We start from the raw sequence: 19,975 nt of genomic DNA on the forward strand, positions 1-19,975 counted from the left end.
GGCCGGGCCGAAGAGCAGCCCGTCCGGCGCTCGAGGACACCTCGGCCGGAGGCCGGCGGCGAACCCGCGTGCCCGGCCGCAGGCCCTAGCGGGCCACCGCGAGGGCGTCCAGGGCTACCGTGCCGCCGCCGCGGGGCATCACCATCAGCGGGTTGATGTCCAACTCGGCGAGTTCGTCGCCCAGTTCGAGCGCCATGCGCTGCACCCGCATGACCACGTCGACGAGCGCGTCCAGGTCGGCGGGCGGCTGGCCGCGCATGCCCTGGAGGCACTTGAGGCCGCGGAGTTCGCCGAGCATGCGCTTGACCTCGTAGGCGCCGAACGGCGGTACCCCGATTGCGATGTCGTCGAAGACCTCGACGAAGATGCCGCCCAGGCCGACCGAGACGGTCGGTCCGAACAGGTCGTCGTGCGAGATCCCGACCACCATCTCGACGCCGCGATCGACCTGCTGGCACACCAGGACGCCTTCGAGCCGACCCGCGCCCGCCTCCTTGGCCGCGTCGGTGATCTCGCGGTACGCGTCCCGTACCTGACTCGCCGAGCGCAGGCCCAGCTTGACCAGACCCAGGTCGCTCTTGTGCGGCAGTTGCGGGCCGCACGCCTTCATCACCACGGGATAGCCGATCAGCCCGGCCGCGCGCACCGCGGCGGCGGCCGAGGTGACCAGTTGCTCGCGCGGCACCCGGATCCCGTACGTGCGCAGCAGTTGCTTCGCCGAGTGCTCGGACAGCGGCTTGCCCGAGGACAGCAGCCGCTTGGCCTTGGCCGCGGCCGGCGACGCGGTGCGCGGAACGTCCTCGAACGGCGACGAGTACTGGGTGCGGAAGCGGTGGTAGTCGAAGTACGCCCGCAGCGCCCGCACACAGTTCCCGAACGTGCGGAAGACCACCACCCGGTTCGACTTGAGCAGGATCTCGCGGTAGGCGCTCTCGTCGCCCACCGGCGAGCCCCAGACCACGCAGACCACCTTGTCGGTCGCCTCCGCCGCGTCCACCAGGTCCTGCGCGAGCCGGTCGCTCATCGGTGGGAACGCGCCGGTGATCGGACACACCAGCACGCCGATCCCGGGGTCGGCCAGGATCGTGTCGATGATCTTGCGGCCTCGCTCGTCGCCGGCCGGGTGGCCGCCGTTGTCCACGGGGTTGGACACGGTCAGGTAGGGCGGTATCCACGCGTGCAGCTTCTCCTGCGTGGCCCGGTCCAGTTGAGGCACCGACAGGCCCTCGGCGGCGGCGAGGTCGGCCATGTGCGCGCCGGTGCCGCCGGAGATCGAGTACACGCAGACCCCCTGGGCGAGCGGGGTCCTGGTGCGCGCGAACAGCTGGGACGTGTCGATCAGCTCGTCGAGGCCGTCGACCCGGGTGACCCCGTACTGGCGGAACACCGCCGACGCGGTGCGGTCGCCGCCGGTCAGCTTGCCGGTGTGCGACTGGGCCATCCGCGCCCCGGTCTCGGTCCGCCCGACCTTGACCACGACCACCGGTACGCCCTGCCGGGCCGCGTGGTCGGCCGCCAGGGCGAAGGTGCGGCCGTCCTTGAACCCCTCGACGTACGCGGCGATCACGCCGACCTCCTCCTGATCGGAGAAGTGCCGGACGAAGTCCGCGATTTCCAGGTCCGCCTCGTTGCCGACCGGGGCCCAGTGGGACACCCGGATGCCGATCTCCTGGGCGGCGAAGACCGGGCGGCCCTGGTGTCCGCTCTGGGTGATCAACGCGATCGCGGGGCCTTCGAGGTCGGTGCGGAACTCCTCGAAGGCGTTGAGGTTGGTGTTCGGCCCGAGCAGGCGCAGCGAGCCGCCCGACGTGAGCTGGGCGAGCCGGGCCTGCGCCTCGGCCCCGGCGGCGCCCGCCTCGGCGAAGCCGGACGCGAACACGACCGCGAAACCCACGCCGGCGCCCGCGAGTTGCTCCAGTACCTCGGCCGGGTCGCCGACCAGGACGACGGCGAGGTCGACCGGCTCGGGGACCGCCGAGATGTCCGCGTGGCACGGCCGGCCGGCGATGCGCTCGTGCTTGGGGTTGACCGGGAACAACCGCGCGCCCACCCGGTCGGCCCACGCGATCAGTTGCGCGGTGATTCGGGCGCCGGGTCGGCCCTCGGTGTCCGAGGCGCCGATCACGGCGACCGTGCGAGGTCGGAAGAAGCGGTCCAGGTCGGCGGGGCGGAGCGCGAGTGGTCGGCCGGTCACGTCGAGTTCGGCCGACGGATCCGCGTTCACGGTGACGCTGGTTCGAGTGTGCCCCGGGAAGTGGTGTCCTCTGCTGTCGTGAAGCATCATCGCGCCCGTCCCTTTTTCGATCTTTCGTCGCCGCCAGATCCGATCGACACTGGAATCGAGCTGACGGTTAGTCAGTTAGCTTGCTGATGGGACGTCAGGGCTGTCCACTGTCTCACCGGCCCGGTCCCGACGCATCTGTCCGATCACCTGGACATTTGCTGACTTGGTCAAACATATTGTGGATATCTGCTGGTCATCGCGCGGTTACTAAACGTCCCCGAAGGACTTCTCGCGTTCGGTCAAGGATCTGCGGTCCACTTTGTCCATCCCGGTGAGCGGCAGCTCCGGCACGATCCGGATCGCCTCGGGGAGCTTGTGTGCGGACAGCCGTGATGCCGCGAATTCGCGCAACGCGGCGAGTGACGGCTCGGATGCGGCACGTGACACCACGACCGCGACGCCGATCTCGCCCATCACCCGACTGGGTCGAGGGACCACCGCCACCGAGGCCACGTCGGGATGGTCGAGCAGCACCGCTTCGACCTCCTGCGGATACACGTTGTATCCGCCGCGGATGTACATCTCCGTCATCCGCCCGGTGATCCGCAGGCAGCCGGCCTCGTCGATCCGACCGAGGTCGCCGGTGTGCAGCCGGCCGTCGCCGTCGAAGGCGGCGGCGCCGGCTTCGGGGTCGCGCCAATAGCCCGCCATCACGGCGGGCGAGCGCAGGCAGATCTGCCCCTCCTCGCCGACCGGCAGGACGGTGCCGGTCCGCGGGTCGCGGATCTCCAGTTCGGTGCCCGGCCGGGGCCGGCCGACCGTGTGCAGCGCCTCCGAGTCGGGGGCGTCGAAGGCGGTGAGCGTGCCCAGACCCCCGGACTCGGTGGACGAGTAGCGAATCGAGTAGCCCGCCCCGAATCGGGTCCGGGCCTCGTGCACGAGCGGGGCGGGGGACGGCCCGCCGCCGACGATCAGTCCGCGTACGTGGGTGAGGTCGTAGCGGTCGAACTCGGGTCGGCCGAGCAGGAGGGAGACCTGCGCGGCCACGCCGCCGAGGTAGGGGATCTTCTCGCGGGCGACCAGGCGCAGTGCGTCCTGGGCCCGCCAGCGGCCGAGCACGTGCAGGGTCGCGCCCATCTTGAGGTAGCCGGCCAGCTTGGTCATGAAGCCGACGTGCGGCAGGCCGGTGGCGATCAGTTGCGGACCGCCCTCGCCCCAGCGGTCGCCGGTGTCCATCGCGGTGATCGCGGCGATCTGCCGGGACGTGAACAGGGCGCCCTTGGGGGTGCCCGTGGTGCCCGAGGTGAACACGACCGTCTCGGGCAGGCTCGGATCCTGCTCGCCGGTGACCGGTGGCGCGGGCGGGATCTCGTCCCGCCGCAGTTCGGCCCAGACCTCGTGCGCGCCGGCGGCCGGTACGCAGCGGATGTGTTCGGGGCCGGCCGGGATGCCCTCGGCCAGTTCCTCGGTGGCCAGCACCAGATCCGGCGCGGCCCGGTCCAGGATCGCGGCCCGCTCGGCGGGGGTGTAGCGCGGTCCCACGCCGGTGGTGATCGCGCCGAGTCGGGCCAGGGCGGTGTAGGCGACCACGTACTCGAGCCCGGACGGGAGCACGAGGGCGACCAGATGACCCGGCCGGACACCGCGCCCGGCCAGCCCGGCGGCGACCTGGTCGGTCACCGCGTCCAGGCCGCCGTAGGTGAACCCGCTTCCGCCGTGCACGAGGGCCCGACGCTCGGGAAAGCGTCGGGCGGCCTCACGAAGCACCTGGGCGAGAACGGTCACAACGGGTCCCTTCGGCCTGCGCGCGAAGTATCGGCGTGGGGGTGGTGTATGCCACACAACACGACACGCCCGGGGTAACGCGACGTTTCGGAGGTGTGACGAAAGCAATGTTCCAAGGGTATGACGGTGTGTCAGATACTGGTGCTCGCGGGCTGCCGGATCGTCAATGGAGCCGACCGGAACTCGGGCCGGGCAACCGTCCCGACCCGCACGACATGAGTGCCAAGGAGTTGCGGTACGTGGACGTCGAGTTCAGCGATGAGCAGCAGGAGATCCGCAGAGCACTCCGGGACGTGTTCGACAAGCACAGCGACTCGCCCGCCGTCCGGGCCGTGATGGCCACCGAGACGGGCTACGACGCCAAGGTGTGGCGACGCGTGTGCGAACAGACCGGGCTGCCCGGTCTCGCGATTCCGGAGGAGTACGGCGGGGTCGGTTTCGGCTTCACCGAGTTGGTCGTGGCCCTGGAGGAGATGGGCCGGTCGCTTTTCCCCTCACCGTTCCTGGCGTCGTCGGTGCTGACGGCGTATGCGCTCGTGCACGCGGGCGACGAGGGCGCGCGGGCCGAGTACCTGCCGGGCATCGCGGCGGGTGAGACGCTCGGTGCGCTCGCGCTGGCCGAGCCGGGCCGCCGGGACGTGCGTGTGGTGGAGACGACCGCGCGCGCCGACGGCGACGGGTGGCGCCTGGACGGCGTCAAGACGCACGTGATCGACGGCCTGATCGCGGATCTGATCGTGGTGGTGGCGCGCGTCGAGAGCGGGGGCGAGCGACGGGTGGGCGGCGACCTCGCGCTGTTCACCGTGGCCAAGGACGCCGCCGGGCTGACCCGCACGGCGCTGCCGACGCTGGACCAGACCCGCAAGCAGGCCCGGCTGACCTTCGTGGACACCCCCGCCAGGCTGCTGGGCGCTCCCGGCGCGGACGCGGCCCTGGAACGGGTCCTGGCGCTCGCCGAGATCGCGGTGGCCGCGGAGGCGGTCGGCGGGGCGGCGCGCTGCCTGGAGGCGACCGTGGAGTACACCAGGGGGCGGGTGCAGTTCGGTCGGCCGATCGGCTCGTTCCAGGCGATCAAGCACCGCTGCGCGGACCTGTACGTCGAGGTCGAGACGGCCCGTTCGGCGCTGTACTACGCGGCGTGGGCGGCCACCGAGGCGGAGACGGCGGGACTCGCGACGCCGGGCGAACTGGCGGTGATGGCACCGCTGGCGATGACGACGGCGACCGCCGCGTACCGGCATGTCGCCGAGGAGATGATCCAACTGCACGGCGGGGTCGGCTTCACCTGGGAGTACGACTGCCACCTGTACCTGAAGCGGGCCATCACGTCCGCGCACCTGTTCGGTGACCGGGGCGCACAGCGCGAGCGCATCGCGGAGCTGGCCGGGATCTAGCCAGGCTCGACCTCGAACGCCGGACGGGCCGACATCAGCTCGTCCGGCGTTCGAGGGCGGCGCACGGCACAGGGCCGCCGGTTCGTCGCTTCCGACTCGACGACAGGCCTACGGCCTAACGCGTCGGGGGCTTCTTCCCCGTGACGCCCATGAAGACCAGCGTGGACAGCGCCGGGCGGACGTCCTTCATCTTGATGTTCCAGGATTCGAAGCCCTTCTGGTGCCCGGCCACCGCCGCCAGCATCGCGACGAGGGTGCCCGCCATCGCGTTCGGCTGCACGTCGTCGCCGACCTTGCCCTTGGCCTGCATGTTCTCGATGGCCTCGGTGAGCGAACCGGTGACCGCCGTCAGGATCTTCTGGCGCACCTTGTAGAAGCGCTTGTCGCCCTCGGCCGAGGCCAGATCGACGACGCGCAGGATCGGCTCGTAGTCCCGCCAGAATTCGAGGAAGCCGTCCGCCAGGGCCTCGGCGGCGGCGAAGCCGCCCTTGCCGGCCCAGTTCTGGTCCTCGGCGAGAGTCTTCAGACGCTGGCCGTCCTTGGCCATGTCGTTCGCGATCTCGAGGATCGCACTCTCGACGTCCTGAAAGTACTGGTAGAAGGTGGCGGGAGAGGTGCCTGCCATACGGGCGACGTCGATGACCTTGACGTCCCGGTACGGAGACGTGTCGAGCATCTCGCGGAGGCAGTCGAGCAGCTTTTGCCGCGTCGCCTGTCCGCGTCGCCCGGCGACGCGGCCGTCGACGGTGCGAACTTGTCCTGTCATGCCGTCAGTTTACGGGCGCATGATCGGTCTCGCTGTCCGCCGCACGGAGGAAAGCGGGCATTTCCCCGCCGCCGTGCATGAGTAGTTCCGCTCCGCTGACGTACCGTGACATCGGCGAGGCGAGGAACAGGCACACGTCCGCGACGTCGGAGGGGTCCGCGAGCCGGCCGAGCGGAATCGTGTCCGCCACACGCTGCACGCCCGCCTCGTCCCCGTAGTGCAGGTGCGCCTGTTCGGTCCGGACCAGGCCCACGATCACGGAGTTGAGTCGGATCTTCGGCGCCCACTCGACGGCCAGCGAGCGAGTGAGCGAGTTCATCCCGGCCTTGGCCGCGCCGTAGGCCGCGGTGCCGGGCGAGGGACGCACGCCGCTCACGCTGGAGATGTTCACGATCACCCCACCGGTTTCCTGACGGTGCATCAAGCGGTGGGCGGCCTGCGCGAAATACAGCGGGCCGAGCAGGTTCAGCTCGATGATCGCCTTGGAGAACCGGGGTGACGCGGTGGCCGCGTCGGTCTGCGGCGCGCCGCCCGCGTTGTTGACCAGCACGTCCAGTCGACCGAAGCGTTCCTCGACGAACTCCACGGCGGTGAAGGCGGTGTCGGGGTCGCGCACGTCCGCGGGGGTGTACACCGCGGTGCGGCCGCCTGCGGTGGGCAGGGTCTCCGGCTCGCGGCGCGAACACACCACCACGTCGGCGCCGGCCGCCAGGAAGCGCTCGCTGATGCCCCGTCCGATCCCCTTGCCGCCACCGGTGACGAGAACGACGCGTCCACTCATGTCGAGCGGGTTGGGGGAGGACGTCATGGCCTGCTCCTGACGGGCTGCGGTGTCGTGGGCGCCACGCTCGCTTCGTCTGGCGTGGGTCGCTCGGGGTCAACTATGGTGGCAGAAATCTGACGATCAGTCAGATCGGGTGGTGATGTGCCTCTCACGACCGGACGGCCGCGTCGGCCGCACCCGCCGGTACATGGGACGTCACCGGCCGATCCGACGCACGCGGCCGAATGGATCTGGTTGCCATGGCTATCCGTTACGAGGTGCGTGAGGGCATCGCCGAGGTGGTGCTGGACGCACCCCCCGTCAACGCGCTCACCGTCGCCGGCTGGTTCGAGCTCGCGGACCGACTCCGCGACGCGAGCCGTGACCCGCAGGTCCGGGCCGTGGTGCTCCGGGCCGAGGGGCGCGGCTTCAACGCCGGCGTGGACATCAAGGAAATGTCGAACACCGAGGGCTTCGACGCGCTGGTCGCGGCCAACAAGGGCTGCTTCGACGCGTTCGCCGCGGTGTACGACTGCGAGGTGCCGGTCATCGCGGCGGTGCACGGGTTCTGCGTCGGCGGCGGGATCGGTCTGGTCGGCAACGCGGACATCATCGTCGCGTCGCACGACGCGTTCTTCGGCCTGCCCGAGGTCGACCGCGGCGCCCTCGGCGCGGCCACCCACCTGGCCCGACTGGTCCCGCAGCACCGGATGCGACAGATGGTCTACACGTCGGAGAACGCCCCCGCGGCCGAACTCCACGCATACGGCTCGATCTACAAGCTGGTGGACCGGGACAAGCTGGTCGAGACCGCGTTCGAGGTGGCTCGCTCCATCGCCACGAAGAGCCCGACCGTCATCCGCGCCGCGAAGGCGTCGCTGAACGGCATCGACCCGGTCGACGTCAAGCGCTCGTACCGCTACGAGCAGGGCTTCACGTTCGAACTGAACCTGACCGGCGTGTCGGACGAACTGCGCGACGCCTTCACCGAGGGTCGCGAAGCTGACACCTCGAAGTGAGCGGCACCGGCCCTTCCCGGGGGTCCGGGGGTTGTCCCCCGGGCGGGCACAGTTCCGAGGGTCGCGAAGCGGACACCTCGAAGTAGAGACGGAGCAACCATCCATGGCTGACAAGCGCATGACGCCCGATCAGGTCGTCGCACAGCTCTCCGACGGGATGACCGTCGGCATCGGCGGGTGGGGTTCGCGGCGCAAGCCGATGGCCCTGGTCCGGGCCATCCTGCGATCCGACCTCAAGGACCTGACCGTCGTGTCCTACGGCGGCCCCGACGTCGGGCTGCTGGCCCGGGCAGGCAAGGCGAGCAAGCTCGTCTACGCGTTCGTGTCGCTCGACTCGATCCCGCTGGAGCCCAACTTCCGGTACGTGCGGGAGAACGGTCTGGTCGAGGCGGTCGAGTACGACGAGGGCATGTTCCTCACCGGCCTGCGCGCCGCCGCCCAGCGACTGCCGTTCCTGCCCACTCGCGCGGGTCTGGGCTCGGACATCCTCAAGGTCTCGCCGCACCTGAAGACGATCGAATCCCCGTACGGCGACGAGACGTTGGTCGCGATGCCGGCGCTGAACCTGGACGTCGCACTGATCCACGCGAACGTCGCCGACGAGCGCGGCAACGCCGCGCTGACCGGCCCGGACCAGTTCATGGACGACCTGTTCTGCCTCGCGGCCGAGAAGGCGTACGTCTCGGCCGAGCGCATCGTGCCGAGCGAGGAACTGCTCAAGGAGGCCGGCTGCGTGCACACGCTGACCGTGCACCGCTACATGACACACGGCGTGGTCGAGGCCCCGAACGGCGCGCACTTCACCGAGTGCCCGCCGGAGTACGGCCGGGACGAGGCGTTCCAGAAGGCGTACGTCACCGCCGCCGCCGACCCCGAGGCGTGGGCCGCGTTCGAGCAGCGCTTCCTCGCGGTCGAGAGCGAGGCGGCGTACCAGGCCGCCGTCGAGGAGTTCAAGAAGGAGACGGCCAAGTGAGCACCGAGACCCTGACCGAGGCCACCCGCGCCGACGTGTGCGTCGCCGCCGTCGCGGACTGCTTCCGCGGCGACGGCGAGATCATCGGCAGCCCGATGGGCGCCGTGCCCACGATCGGCGCCCGGCTGGCCCGCGCGACGTTCGAGCCGGACCTGATGCTCTCCAACGGCGAGTCGTACTTCTTCGAGGGCGACGCCCGACTGGGCGCCAGGCCCGACGAGTTCGCCGTGGTCGGCTGGATTCCATACCGCCAGGTGCTGGACGTGCTCGCCTCGGGCCGGCGGCACGTGATGATGGGCCCGGTGCAGATCGACGCGCACGGCAACGCCAACATCTCCGCGATCGGCGACTGGGCCAGGCCCAAGCGCCAGGTGCTCGGCTCGCGGGGCGGTCCGGGCAACACGATCAACCACACCACCAGTTACTGGATCCCCAAGCACTCGGCGCGCGTGCTCACGCCGAAGGTGGACATGGTCTCCTGCGTCGGGTACGACCGGGCCGCCGCGGTGGGCTCGGCCGGGCGCTTCCACGAGGTCCGACGGGTCGTCACCAACCTGTGCGTGCTCGACTTCGAGACCGAGGCGAAGGTCATGCGGCTGCGCTCGGTGCACCCGGGCGTCACCGTCGAGGAGGTCGTCGAGGCGACCGGCTTCGAGCTGGTGATCCCGGCCGAGGTGCCCACGTCGCGGGTGCCCTCGGACGAGGAACTGCGGATCGTGCGGGACGTGCTCGACCCGCGCGGCATGCGGCTGCGCGAGGTGCCGGCGTGAGCGCGGGCGGGCTGCACCCGGCGCTGCGCAACGGGTTCACCGAGAAGTTCGGCGTGGAGTATCCGATCGTGCAGACCGGGATGGGCTACGTGTCCTACCCCCGGCTGGTCGCGGCCACCGCCGAAGCCGGCGGTCTGGGCATCCTGGCCTCGGCCACGATGACCTACGACGAACTGGTCGCGGCGATCGCGGCGGTGAAGAAGAGCACCACCAAGGCGTTCGCGGTCAACCTGCGCGCGGACGCGCCGGACGCGGCCGAGCGCATCGACCTGATGGGCCGCGAGGGCATCAGGGTCGCCTCGTTCGCGCAGGCGCCGAAGAAGGACCTGATCAAGCGCGCGCACGACCTGGGCATGCTGGTGGTGCCCTCGATCGGCGCCAAGCGGCACGCGCAGAAGGTCGCCGAGTGGGGCGTCGACGGCGTGATCGTGCAGGGCGGCGAGGGCGGCGGGCACACCGGCTCGATCCCGACCACGCTGCTGCTGCCGCAGGTGACCGACGTGCTGCGGGGCAGCGACGTCACAGTGATCGCGGCCGGCGGCTTCTTCGACGGGCGCGGCCTGGTCGCCGCGCTGGCGTACGGCGCGGACGCGATCGCGATGGGCACCCGCTTCCTGCTCACCTCGGACAGCCCGGTGGGACAGGCGGTCAAGGACGTCTACCTGGCCACCGACGTCAACGGCACGATCGTGTCCAAGGAGGTCGACGGCGTCCCGCACCGGGTGCTGGCCACCGACTTCGTCAAGCGGCTCGAACAGCGCTCGGTGCTCGCCCGCTATCCGCGCTCGATCGCCAACGCGTTGAAGTTCCAAAAGCTCAGCGGTACCAGGCTCACCGACATGGTGCGCGAGGGCCTGGCGATGAAGAAGTCGCAGGGACTGAGCTGGCCGCAGGTGCTGATGGCGGCGAACACCCCGATGTTGCTCAAGGCCGCGATGGTGGACGGGCGTCCGGACCTGGGCGTGATGGCCTCGGGCCAGGTGGTCGGCGTGATCGAGGACCTGCCCTCGTGTGCCGAGCTGATCACCCGGATCACCGAGCAGGCCGGCGCGATCCTCTACGACCTGGAGTCCGCCCGGGTCTGACCGCTCCGCACCGCACGCGAACGCGACGCCGGCACCGCCCCTTTCGGGCGGTGCCGGTGTTGCGTTCGCGGTGGGTCCGGACTGCCGTCGTGCCTCCTTTGCGCGGGGTCGGTGCTGCCGCCGTGCCGCGTAGGTGCCGCTTTGGTGCCGTGTCCGCGCCGCCTCCGCGCGGCGTCCGCGCCCACCCGGGGGTGGGTCTGGACCCACCCCGGATCGGGGGTTCGACGCAGTGTTCCGCGGCCGCCGCGCCGACAGACTCGAACTGTCAGCGGGACACAGCGGAGCACGAGGGGACCTGACAATGGCCAAGCAGCCGGCGACCGTTCGCGTCGCACGATGGAGTGCCACCCACCCGTGGCGGGCGATCATCATGTGGATCGCCTTCGTCGCCATCTGCCTGGTCGTCGGGGGCATGGCGGGCACCGAGAAGACCACGAGCGCGGACATGGGCACCGGCCAGTCCGGCCGGGCCGACGAGATCTCCCGGCAGTACGGTCTCGACGGCGCGGCGAGCGAGAACGTGCTGATCACCGCGAAGAACGGCACGCTGGACCGGGCCGCGGCGGACCGGGTCGCGGCCGAGGTCACCGCGAAGCTGCGGGCGCTGCCCGAGGTGGCCGACGTCGCCGCGCCGATCCCGGCCACGAACGGCCGGGCGCTGCTGGTCCCGCTCACCATGAAGGGATCGGCCGAAAAGGCCCAGGACCACATCGACCCGTTGCTGAAGGCCACGGCGAGCGTCCAGAAGGCGCACCCCGACCTGCGGGTCGAGGAGATCGGTGACGCGTCGATCGGCAAGGGCATCCAGGACCAGATCGGCAAGGACCTGGGCCAGGCCGAACTGTTCAGCCTGCCGGTCACGTTGATCATCCTGATGGTCGCGTTCGGCGCGATGATCGCCGCCGCCGTGCCGGTGCTGCTGGCCATCTCCGCCGTCGGTGCCTCGATCGGTCTGTACGGACTCGCCTCCGCCGTCTTCCCGGACTCGGGCACCGTCTCCAGCGTGATCACCATGATGGGCATGGCGGTCGGCGTCGACTACTCGCTCTTCTACGTCAAGCGCGAGCGGGAGGAGCGGGCCAAGGGCCGCGGCCGGATCGACGCGATCGAGATCGCCGCGGCCACCTCCGGGCACGCCGTGGTGGTCTCCGCGATCGCGGTGGCCGTCTCGATGGCCGGCATGTACATCGCCGACGACGCGGTCTTCTCCAGCCTGGCCACCGGCGGCATCATCGTGGTCGCGGTCGCCATGATCGGCTCGCTCACCGTGCTGCCGGCGCTGCTGGCCAAGCTGGGCAACAAGATCGACCGGCCGCGGATCCCGCTCCTGTGGCGGCTGACCGCCCGCGAGGACCGTGAGCCGCGCGTGTGGAAGGCGCTGCTGCGCCCCGCGCTGAACCACCCCGCGATCACCCTCGCGGTGTCGGTGGTCGCCCTGATCGCCCTGGCCCTGCCCGCCTTCGGAATGAAGCTGCAGAACACCTCCAGCGACGACTTCCCGCGCTCGATGGCCACGATGCAGACCTACGACCGGATGACCGACGCCTACCCGAGCAAGCACAGCCCGTACAACCTGGTCGCGCTGGCCCCGGTCGGCAAGGAGAAGGAGACCCGCGCCGCGCTGGACAGGGCGGTCGCACAGACCCGGAACAACCCGCTGTTCGCCCAGGACCCGGTCGAGGTGCTGGTCTCCGCGGACGGGCGCGCGTTCAAGGCCGACGTCATCACGCCGCACATCTCCAGCTCGACGGAGGCCAAGGCGGCGCTGAGGCAACTGCGCGAGAGCGTGCTGCCGAACACCGTCGGCAAGGTGACGGGCGCGGAGTTCGCGGTCTCCGGCGAGACGGCCGAGAACAAGGACTTCGCCGACCACGTGCAGGACAAGCTGCCCCTGGTGATCGCCTTCGTGCTGCTGCTGACCTTCGTGATGATGTCGGTGACCTTCCGCTCGGTGGTCGTCGCGCTCACCGCGATCGCGATCAACCTGCTCTCCGCGCTGGCCTCCTTCGGCTTCCTGGTCGTGGTCTTCCAGCACACCTGGGCCGAGGGCATCCTGGACTTCCACTCCAGCGGCGCGATCATCTCCTGGCTGCCGCTGTTCCTGTTCGTGGTCCTGTTCGGCCTCTCGATGGACTACCACGTCTTCGTGGTCAGCCGGATCCGCGAGGCGGCCATGCAGGGGATGTCCACCAAGGCCGCGGTCGAGAAGGGCATCACCGGCTCGGCCGGCGTGATCACCAGCGCGGCCCTCGTGATGGTCTCGGTGTTCGTGGTCTTCGGCACGCTGAGCATGCTGGACATGAAGCAGATGGGCATCGGCCTGGCCGCCGCGGTCCTGATCGACGCGATCGTGGTCCGCATCGTGATCCTGCCCTCGCTGATGACGCTCCTGGGCAGGGCCAACTGGTGGCCCAGCCGCATCCCCCGCATCCACGCCCCGCAACACGCGGCCCCGCAGCACTCCACGACCGACTACGAGCCGCACATCTACCAGCGCCAACTCTGACCCCCGGCCCCCACTTCCCCCCGCGAACCCCGAAGGGCGCGACCACCACACCGGTGGCCGCGCCCTTCGGGCGTTTCGCCGTTGCGGAGCTCGAACCGATCTGTCCGGCAAGGGTGTTGATGTTCCGTCAGGGTTCGCGGAAACGTACTGTCGCGGCTGAGATGTGGGCGCTACGCTCGGCGGGCCGGTCCGGTCGGTTGGGGGGCGTCGATGTCGGCCCGTCGTGCTGATGTGTGTGGCACCGGGTTTGCTGCGATCCGTTGGGGGACGTGATCGGGCTCGTTGCCGGCCGGCAATTCTCTTTGCGAAAGATGACTGCTTTGACCTTGAAACAAGCTTCTTTCAGGGCCGTCGGTGTCGTGTGCACCACGGCCACACTCGTGCTCACGGCGACGGTGCTCGTTGCGCCGGCGGCACACGCGGACAGGGCGACGCCAGCTGCGCCCGGTGATCCGGTGGAGTTGATCTACACCCAAGGGTGGGTCGACGGCTTCAGCGTGGTCCGAGCGGACGGTGCCGGGACGGCTCCGTTCACGCCGAACGGGATCGACGCCGTCGATGCGGTGTCCAAGGACGGCAAGCGGCTCGCCGGTCGTTCCAGTGGTGTCAACGATCGTCGGATTCGCACGGTCGATGTCGACGGGACCAAGCCCACGAACATCGTGATTCCGGGCGATCTTTCCGGCGGGAACCCGGTCTTCTCACCTGATGGTTCGAAGCTCTACCTGGACGGCGATGTTCCCGACGATCACGGGAACCAAGCCCGCCTGTTGGTGGCTCCTGCGGATCGGGACGCGACCGCGCAGCCGCTGCTGCCGGCGCAGGCGGTCTCGTGTGACCGTTTCCTGTCCACGTCCACAGGTCGGTACGCCTTCACCCGGACGGCTCCGATCGGCACCCGCTGTGACGGCGCGTCGTCGGTCATGCTCTACACCCCGGAAACGGGTGCGGTCGAGCCCGCCGTCGAGTTGAACGACGCGGGCGTGGAGGCTCCCGTCGGGGGTTTCTTCCCGAGCATTTCGCCGGACGGGACGCGCCTGGCCTACATGCGGATGTTGCCTGGCGACGAGCGCGCCGAGCTGCGTCTCCTGGACCTCGCCACCAAGCGCAGCAAGGCCCTTTACGAGGACTCCGACATGTGGGCGGCGCGGTGGTCGCCCGACGGCCGCTACCTCGCCTTCGGCGTCTTCAACACGAGTAAGCGCCTCGACCTGGTGACCGGCCAAGTCAACTCTCTCGGGGCTGGGCAGACCGTGCCGATCTGGGCGAACCGGACCGTGACGCCGTCGGTGGGTGTTCGGGTGTATGGCTCGAATGCGATTACGACGGGTGTGGCGACGTCGCGGTTCAAGTTCGACGCGGCTGCGTCGGCGTCGGGTGCGCGCAAGGCGAATGTTGCGGTGTTGACGCGTTCGGACGCGTTCTATGACGGTCTTGCGGGTGCGGGGCTTGCGGGTGCCAAGGGTGGCCCGATGTTGCTCACGCCGAAGGAGGGTCTGGCGCCTGCGGTGTCGGCGGAGTTGGCGCGGATTCTGTCGCCGGGTGCGACGGTGTACGTGCTCGGTGACGAGGGTGTCGTGAGCGCCGCGGTGGACACGCAGATTCGTGCGCTGGGTCTGACGCCGAAGCGCCTTGCGGGCAACACCGTCGCGGAGACGGGTGTCGCGATCGCGAACGAGTTGACGTCGGCGCCGAAGGAGGTGTTCGTGGCGACCGCCGCCGAGTACTACGACGCTCTTGCGGCGGGTGCCGCCGCCGGTTCGACGCCGGGCGCGACGGTCGTGTTCTCGTGGGGCAACACGCTTCCCGCCGCGACCGCGAACTACCTTCGGGGTCTGGACCGGACCAAGACCAAGGTCACCGCGGTCGGTGGCCCGGCCGTGGTCGCACTGGGCTCGGCCGCGATCGGGATCGATGCGACGGCGGACGGCCGTACCGCGCCGGACACGGCGAAGTTGCTCGCGGAGCACGCGTTCACCCACCCCAAGGCCGCAGCGTTGGCGACGATGGCGACCTGGCAGGACGCCCTCACGGGCGGCGCGCTGATCGCGGGCAAGGGCCCGTTGCTGCTGGCGACGCAGACGGCCCTGCCGCAGGGTTCGGCGGACTACCTCACGGCCGAGGCCGCTTCGCTGGACCGCGTCGTGGCCGTCGGTGGCTCGGACGTCCTCAACGACGCCGTCGCCGCCCAGGCCGCGTCGCTGACCGGCCCGCAGGGCTTCCACGACTTCGTCGACTCGCCGAACGGCGACGTCAAGGTCTCCATCGGCTGACCCTTCGGCCCCGGACCGTCTGCTGCACCGGCCATCCCCGACACCCTGTCGGGGATGGCCGGTTACATTCCGCGCACCGGTGCACAGTGCTCTGGTGGACCTCATGAAAGAAGTGAAAAAGCCTCAATGACAGTCGAGTTCGAGGTAGACGACGGTGGGGGAACGAACCACGGCCGCCGGCGGCGGCACCGGCTCGGGACGCTCGCCAGTATGGCCGTCGTCGGCGCCTTGGCCATGGCGCTGGTACCCGGCACGAGCGCCCAAGCCGCGCCCGGCGATCCGGTCGATTTGGCGTACGTCCACGATTTCGGCGGCGGCACGAGGCCGAAGCTGGTGGAAATGAGTCCGTACAAGCACCCGGTGACTCTGCCGGACTTCGGCATGGCGGCCCTCACGGACGTTTCACCGGACGGCCTGCTCCTGGCCGGATTCGGACCCCGGGACAAGGCGTCCGGTGCCTTCCGGGTATCGGAGCGTGAGGGTGGTCACTCGGTCACCTTCGCCACGCCGGGCGTGCGTTTCGCGGAGGGCGCGTTCTCGGCCGACGGCAGCCGAATCTACCTGGTGAGGTCCGGTGAGTTCGGAGTCGACAGCCGGCTGGTCTCGGCATCCCTCGACGGGAGCGCCGTGCCTACACCGATGTTCCCGGAACAGGCGCAGACATGTGACGGCGCGCTGTCGGTCTCGGAAACCGATCGACTCGTCTTCCGCCGGGCTCGCGATTGCCAAGGGGGTGTGCGCCCGGAGTCCCCGATCATGTCCTACGACGTAGGCACCCGCACGCTCGCACCGATCGTCGAAATCGATGCCGAGGGCGCCGAGATCCCATTGACCGCCAAGACATACGCGCTCTCCCCGGATGGGAAGCAGCTCGCCTATTTCCCGGCGAAGGGATCGGGGCTGCGCGTTCTCGACTTGACGACCAAGCGGGCGCGCACGGTCACCGGGGAAGCGGTCTTGGCCGAGTATCTGAGCTGGGCGCCCGACGGTCGTTCGGTTGCGCTCGCGATGCCCGATTGGCAGATGGCACGGCTCGACATCGAGACCGGGCGAGTCCTCGCCACCATCGGGAGCACGGGCAGCGGAAGCGTGCACTCCCCCGTATGGCTGCCCCGACCGGTTCGCCCCTCGATCGGCGTGCGCGTCTACGGATCGACCGCGATTGACACGGCAGTCGCCACATCGCGCTTCAAGTACGACTCGTCGTACACACCCGTCGGGCCGCGCAGGGCGAATGTCGCCGTGCTGACCCGCGACGACGCGTTCTATGACGGCCTCGCGGGCGCGGGGCTTGCGGGAGCCAAGGGCGGCCCGATGTTGCTCACGCCCAAGGAGGGTGTACCGACCTCCGTGCTCAGTGAACTGCACCGGGTGCTGACGCCGGGCTCGACGGTGTACGTCTTGGGCGACGAGAGTGTGGTCGGCGCGTTCGTCGACCGGCAACTCGCAACACTGGGACTGGTGCCGAAGCGGCTGGGCGGACGTACGGTCGCGGAGACCGGAATCGCAATCGCGAACGAGATGACGACCACCCCGAAGCGGGTCCTGGTCGCGACGGCGGCCGAGTACTACGACGCGCTCGCCGCCGGCGCGGCGGCGGGCTCCACGCCGGACACCGCCGTGGTGTTCTCGTGGGGCGAGTCGCTGCCCGCCGCGACGTCGGCCTACCTGAACGGTCTGGATCGGACGAGGACCCAGGTCACCGCAGTCGGTGGCCCGGCGGTCGTCGCGCTGAACCGGGCGGGCATCAGGGCCGACGCCACGGCCGATGGCCGCGATGCCGCGGACACGGCGCAGTTGATCGCCGGCCAGTCGTTCACCCACCCCGAGGCGGTTGCGATCGCCACCGTGAGCACCTGGCAGGACGCGCTGACCGGTGGCGCGCTGATCGCCGGTCGAGGGCCCCTGCTCCTCACCGCCAACCAGACCCTCTCGCAGCCCACGGCCGCGTATCTGAGGGCCGAGACCGACCCGCTGCACCGAGTGATCGTGGTCGGCGGCTCCGACGTGGTGTCCAACGGCGTAGCCGACCAGGCCGTCGCGCTCACGGGCCTGTACGGGTTGCACGGGTTCGTCGACTCGCCGGATGGGGATGTGCGCGTCCCGTTCAACTGACCGAGCATCGCCGGGCCGGTCCCCATGTCCCGACAAAACACCGAGGCCGCACGAAGCCCTACTCGGGCTTCGTGCGGCCTGTTCGATTGCGGCGTGGCCGCGCTCGATCCGACGGGGCGTTCCGCCTCGGTGAGTTGTCGTCACCTGGCGATAGCCTGCGGCGGGGCCTTCCCGAGGGGTGGGGCGGGACGCCCTTGGGGCAAGGGGTCGAGGGTGTTCGTGTGCGGAGCCCGATGAGGGGGCGTCCGTCGGACGCCCCCGTTCCGGGCCTGCCCGAGACCCCGCCTCGATCCGAGGATGCGGCATCTTGACCAACACGAGACGTCTTTCCGCGCGTGCCGGTGTCGTGATCGGCACCTCGGCCGCGCTGGTACTGGGCGCGGTACTTGTCGGGGCACCCGCGTCCGCCGCCGACGCGCCGCTGTTGCCACCCGTGGACGTGGTCTACCTGAACACCGACTCCACCGGGACGGGGACGGCGAACCGAGTCGTCATCACCCGACCGAGTGTTCCGGGGCAGCGCGGCGAGCTCGCGGTACGCGACTTCGCCGTGAGTGCCGTCTCGCCGGACGTGACCCTGCTGGCGGGGGAGCCTCGGGACGGTGGACCGTCCGGTCGGGTGCGAGTGGTACGCCCGGACGGTGCGTATCCGGTCGACTTCGGCAGTGGTACGGCCGCGCGATACGACGCCCCGGAGTTCTCCTCCGACGGAACCCGAATCCTGATGACCCTTCGGGATGCGGCGAACGGCGCGAGGCTGTACGAGGCGCCGGTCGACGGCGGCCGTCCGCCCGGCCCGTTGTTCTTTTACTCGGGCGCCTTCTGCGACTTCGACATATCCGCCTCCAAGGTGGGGCTCTACGCGTTCTCCAGGGTGCCCAGAACCACAAACGGCGAGTGCGACCTGAGTCTTGATCCTGCTGTGATGCTCTACAACGCGCAGTCCGGCGGGGTCACCCCCGTCACCGAACCGGCCGCCGACGGGTCTTCGGTGCCGGTGCGCCAGAAGCAGCCCGACATCTCGCCCGACGGCACCCGGATCGCGCTCACGGTGCCGGCTCCCGGGCACATGGTCGGCTTCGAACTGTTCGACCTGGCCTCGCGCACGCGGACCACGGTGCCCGCCACCCGCTACCAGCCCGACAGCCTGGACTGGTCGCCGGATGGCCGTACGCTCGCCTACCGCGACTCGTCGGGGGGCCTGGTCGGCACGGTCGACATCGCCACCGGCGAGATCAACAATCTGGGCTCGGGCGCGACCCCGATCTGGCGGCCGATTCCGGTCTCGCGGGCGGTCGTGACGCAGGTCTACGGCTCGAATGCGATTACGACGGGTGTGGCGACGTCGCGGTTCAAGTTCGACGCGGCTGCGTCGGCGTCGGGTGCGCGCAAGGCGAATGTTGCGGTGTTGACGCGTTCGGACGCGTTCTATGACGGTCTTGCGGGTGCGGGGCTTGCGGGTGCCAAGGGTGGCCCGATGTTGCTCACGCCGAAGGAGGGTCTGGCGCCTGCGGTGTCGGCGGAGTTGGCGCGGATTCTGTCGCCGGGTGCGACGGTGTACGTGCTCGGTGACGAGGGTGTCGTGAGCGCGGCGGTGGACACGCAGATTCGTGCGCTGGGTCTGACGCCGAAGCGGCTCGCGGGCAACACGGTCGCGGAGACGGGTGTTGCCATCGCCAAGGAGCTGACCATGGCGCCGAAGGAGGTGTTCGTCGCTACGGCGGCCGAGTACTACGACGCCCTCGCCGCCGGCGCCGCGGCCGGTTCGACACCGGCCGCGACGGTCGTGTTCTCATGGGGCGACACGCTGCCGGCCGCGACCGCGAACTACCTGCGCGGCCTGGACCGGACGAAGACCAAGGTGACCGCCGTGGGCGGCCCGGCCGTGGTCGCGTTGAACTCGGCGTCGATCCGGATCGATGCGACGGCGGACGGTCGTACCGCGCCCGACACCGCCAGGCTGCTCGCCGAGCATTCCTTCGCCCGGCCCAAGGCCGCCGCGTTGGCGACCATGGCGACCTGGCAGGACGCCCTCACCGGCGGTGCCCTGATCGCCGGCCACGGACCGCTGCTGCTCGCGAATGCCACCACGCTGCCGGTGGCCACCCTCGACTACCTGATCGCCCGCAAGGGGACCGGCCTCGACCGCCTCGTCGTGGTCGGCGGTACCGATGTGGTCAGCGAACACGTCGGGCGATCCGCGGGACAGATCGTCGGTATGTACGACCTCTACCAGTACGTGGATTCCCCGAACGGCGACCTGCGGGTGGCGCTGCCCTGATCCGGACCGACCCACGTACGA

General features: G+C 70.1%; 13 protein-coding genes. 9 read left to right on the top strand and 4 right to left on the bottom strand.

From position 1 onward, the window contains the following. Positions 1–85 precede the first annotated feature (85 nt). On the bottom strand, positions 86–2,281 hold the full coding sequence (locus tag ACIBM5_RS40185) for an acetate--CoA ligase family protein (protein WP_396011659.1): 2,196 nt from the start codon (positions 2,279–2,281) through the stop codon (positions 86–88). A 210-nt stretch (positions 2,282–2,491) separates the two neighbouring features. Beyond that, positions 2,492–4,009 carry a class I adenylate-forming enzyme family protein gene (locus ACIBM5_RS40190; RefSeq protein ID WP_396011638.1) on the bottom strand — a complete coding sequence of 506 codons (1,518 nt, stop codon included), beginning with the start codon at positions 4,007–4,009 and terminating at the stop codon, positions 2,492–2,494. A 215-nt stretch (positions 4,010–4,224) separates the two neighbouring features. On the opposite strand from ACIBM5_RS40190, the gene ACIBM5_RS40195 reads away from it, so the two are divergent. After that, complete coding sequence (locus tag ACIBM5_RS40195) at positions 4,225–5,403, top strand: acyl-CoA dehydrogenase family protein (RefSeq protein WP_396011639.1); 1,179 nt, start codon at positions 4,225–4,227, stop codon at positions 5,401–5,403. Positions 5,404–5,518: 115 nt separating this feature from the next. Here the strand turns inward: ACIBM5_RS40195 and ACIBM5_RS40200 are convergent, their stop codons facing one another. Both ACIBM5_RS40200 and ACIBM5_RS40205 read right to left on the bottom strand, forming a co-directional pair. After that, the gene (locus ACIBM5_RS40200; protein WP_391586536.1) at positions 5,519–6,169 is read right to left on the bottom strand and encodes a TetR/AcrR family transcriptional regulator; all 651 of its coding nucleotides are present in this window, start codon (positions 6,167–6,169) and stop codon (positions 5,519–5,521) included. Positions 6,170–6,173: 4 nt separating this feature from the next. Further along, positions 6,174–6,977, bottom strand: coding sequence for an SDR family oxidoreductase (locus tag ACIBM5_RS40205; protein WP_396011640.1), 804 nt, complete (start codon positions 6,975–6,977; stop codon positions 6,174–6,176). A 215-nt stretch (positions 6,978–7,192) separates the two neighbouring features. On the opposite strand from ACIBM5_RS40205, the gene ACIBM5_RS40210 reads away from it, so the two are divergent. The 8 genes from ACIBM5_RS40210 to ACIBM5_RS40245 all read left to right on the top strand — a co-directional run bounded on the left by ACIBM5_RS40210 (position 7,193) and on the right by ACIBM5_RS40245 (position 19,954). After that, positions 7,193–7,951 carry an enoyl-CoA hydratase family protein gene (locus ACIBM5_RS40210; RefSeq protein WP_396011641.1) on the top strand — a complete coding sequence of 253 codons (759 nt, stop codon included), beginning with the start codon at positions 7,193–7,195 and terminating at the stop codon, positions 7,949–7,951. Between the two features lie 103 nt (positions 7,952–8,054). Then, on the top strand, positions 8,055–8,924 hold the full coding sequence (locus ACIBM5_RS40215) for a CoA transferase subunit A (protein WP_396011642.1): 870 nt from the start codon (positions 8,055–8,057) through the stop codon (positions 8,922–8,924). Next, positions 8,921–9,694 carry a CoA-transferase subunit beta gene (locus ACIBM5_RS40220; RefSeq protein WP_396011643.1) on the top strand — a complete coding sequence of 258 codons (774 nt, stop codon included), beginning with the start codon at positions 8,921–8,923 and terminating at the stop codon, positions 9,692–9,694. Before ACIBM5_RS40215 ends, ACIBM5_RS40220 begins: the two co-directional genes overlap by 4 nt. Then, positions 9,691–10,779: an NAD(P)H-dependent flavin oxidoreductase gene (locus tag ACIBM5_RS40225; RefSeq protein ID WP_396011644.1), complete on the top strand. Its 1,089-nt coding sequence runs from the start codon at positions 9,691–9,693 to the stop codon at positions 10,777–10,779. Before ACIBM5_RS40220 ends, ACIBM5_RS40225 begins: the two co-directional genes overlap by 4 nt. Before the next feature lie 301 nt (positions 10,780–11,080). After that, positions 11,081–13,285, top strand: coding sequence for an MMPL family transporter (locus ACIBM5_RS40230; RefSeq protein WP_396011645.1), 2,205 nt, complete (start codon positions 11,081–11,083; stop codon positions 13,283–13,285). A gap of 455 nt (positions 13,286–13,740) precedes the next feature. Continuing rightward, the gene (locus ACIBM5_RS40235) at positions 13,741–15,558 is read left to right on the top strand and encodes a cell wall-binding repeat-containing protein (protein WP_396011646.1); all 1,818 of its coding nucleotides are present in this window, start codon (positions 13,741–13,743) and stop codon (positions 15,556–15,558) included. Positions 15,559–15,768: 210 nt separating this feature from the next. Further along, positions 15,769–17,673, top strand: a complete 1,905-nt coding sequence (locus tag ACIBM5_RS40240) for a cell wall-binding repeat-containing protein (protein WP_396011647.1) — start codon at positions 15,769–15,771, stop codon at positions 17,671–17,673. 307 nt (positions 17,674–17,980) lie between these two features. Then, positions 17,981–19,954, top strand: coding sequence for a cell wall-binding repeat-containing protein (locus ACIBM5_RS40245; protein WP_396011648.1), 1,974 nt, complete (start codon positions 17,981–17,983; stop codon positions 19,952–19,954). The last annotated feature ends 21 nt before the right edge of the window (positions 19,955–19,975 follow it).

Source organism: Embleya sp. NPDC050493 (genome assembly GCF_044458105.1).
In the GTDB taxonomy this organism is placed as follows: Bacteria; Actinomycetota; Actinomycetes; order Streptomycetales; family Streptomycetaceae; genus Embleya.

Excerpts from the sequence above, each read along its gene's own strand:
- ACIBM5_RS40210 (WP_396011641.1), top strand. The coding sequence starts at position 7,193 with ATGGCTATCCGTTACGAGGTGCGTGAGGGCATCGCCGAGGTGGTGCTG.
- ACIBM5_RS40185 (WP_396011659.1), bottom strand. The coding sequence starts at position 2,281 with ATGCTTCACGACAGCAGAGGACACCACTTCCCGGGGCACACTCGAACC.
- ACIBM5_RS40205 (WP_396011640.1), bottom strand. The coding sequence starts at position 6,977 with ATGACGTCCTCCCCCAACCCGCTCGACATGAGTGGACGCGTCGTTCTC.
- ACIBM5_RS40200 (WP_391586536.1), bottom strand. The coding sequence starts at position 6,169 with ATGACAGGACAAGTTCGCACCGTCGACGGCCGCGTCGCCGGGCGACGC.
- ACIBM5_RS40240 (WP_396011647.1), top strand. The coding sequence starts at position 15,769 with ATGGCCGTCGTCGGCGCCTTGGCCATGGCGCTGGTACCCGGCACGAGC.
- ACIBM5_RS40195 (WP_396011639.1), top strand. The coding sequence starts at position 4,225 with ATGAGTGCCAAGGAGTTGCGGTACGTGGACGTCGAGTTCAGCGATGAG.
- ACIBM5_RS40230 (WP_396011645.1), top strand. The coding sequence starts at position 11,081 with ATGGCCAAGCAGCCGGCGACCGTTCGCGTCGCACGATGGAGTGCCACC.
- ACIBM5_RS40215 (WP_396011642.1), top strand. The coding sequence starts at position 8,055 with ATGGCTGACAAGCGCATGACGCCCGATCAGGTCGTCGCACAGCTCTCC.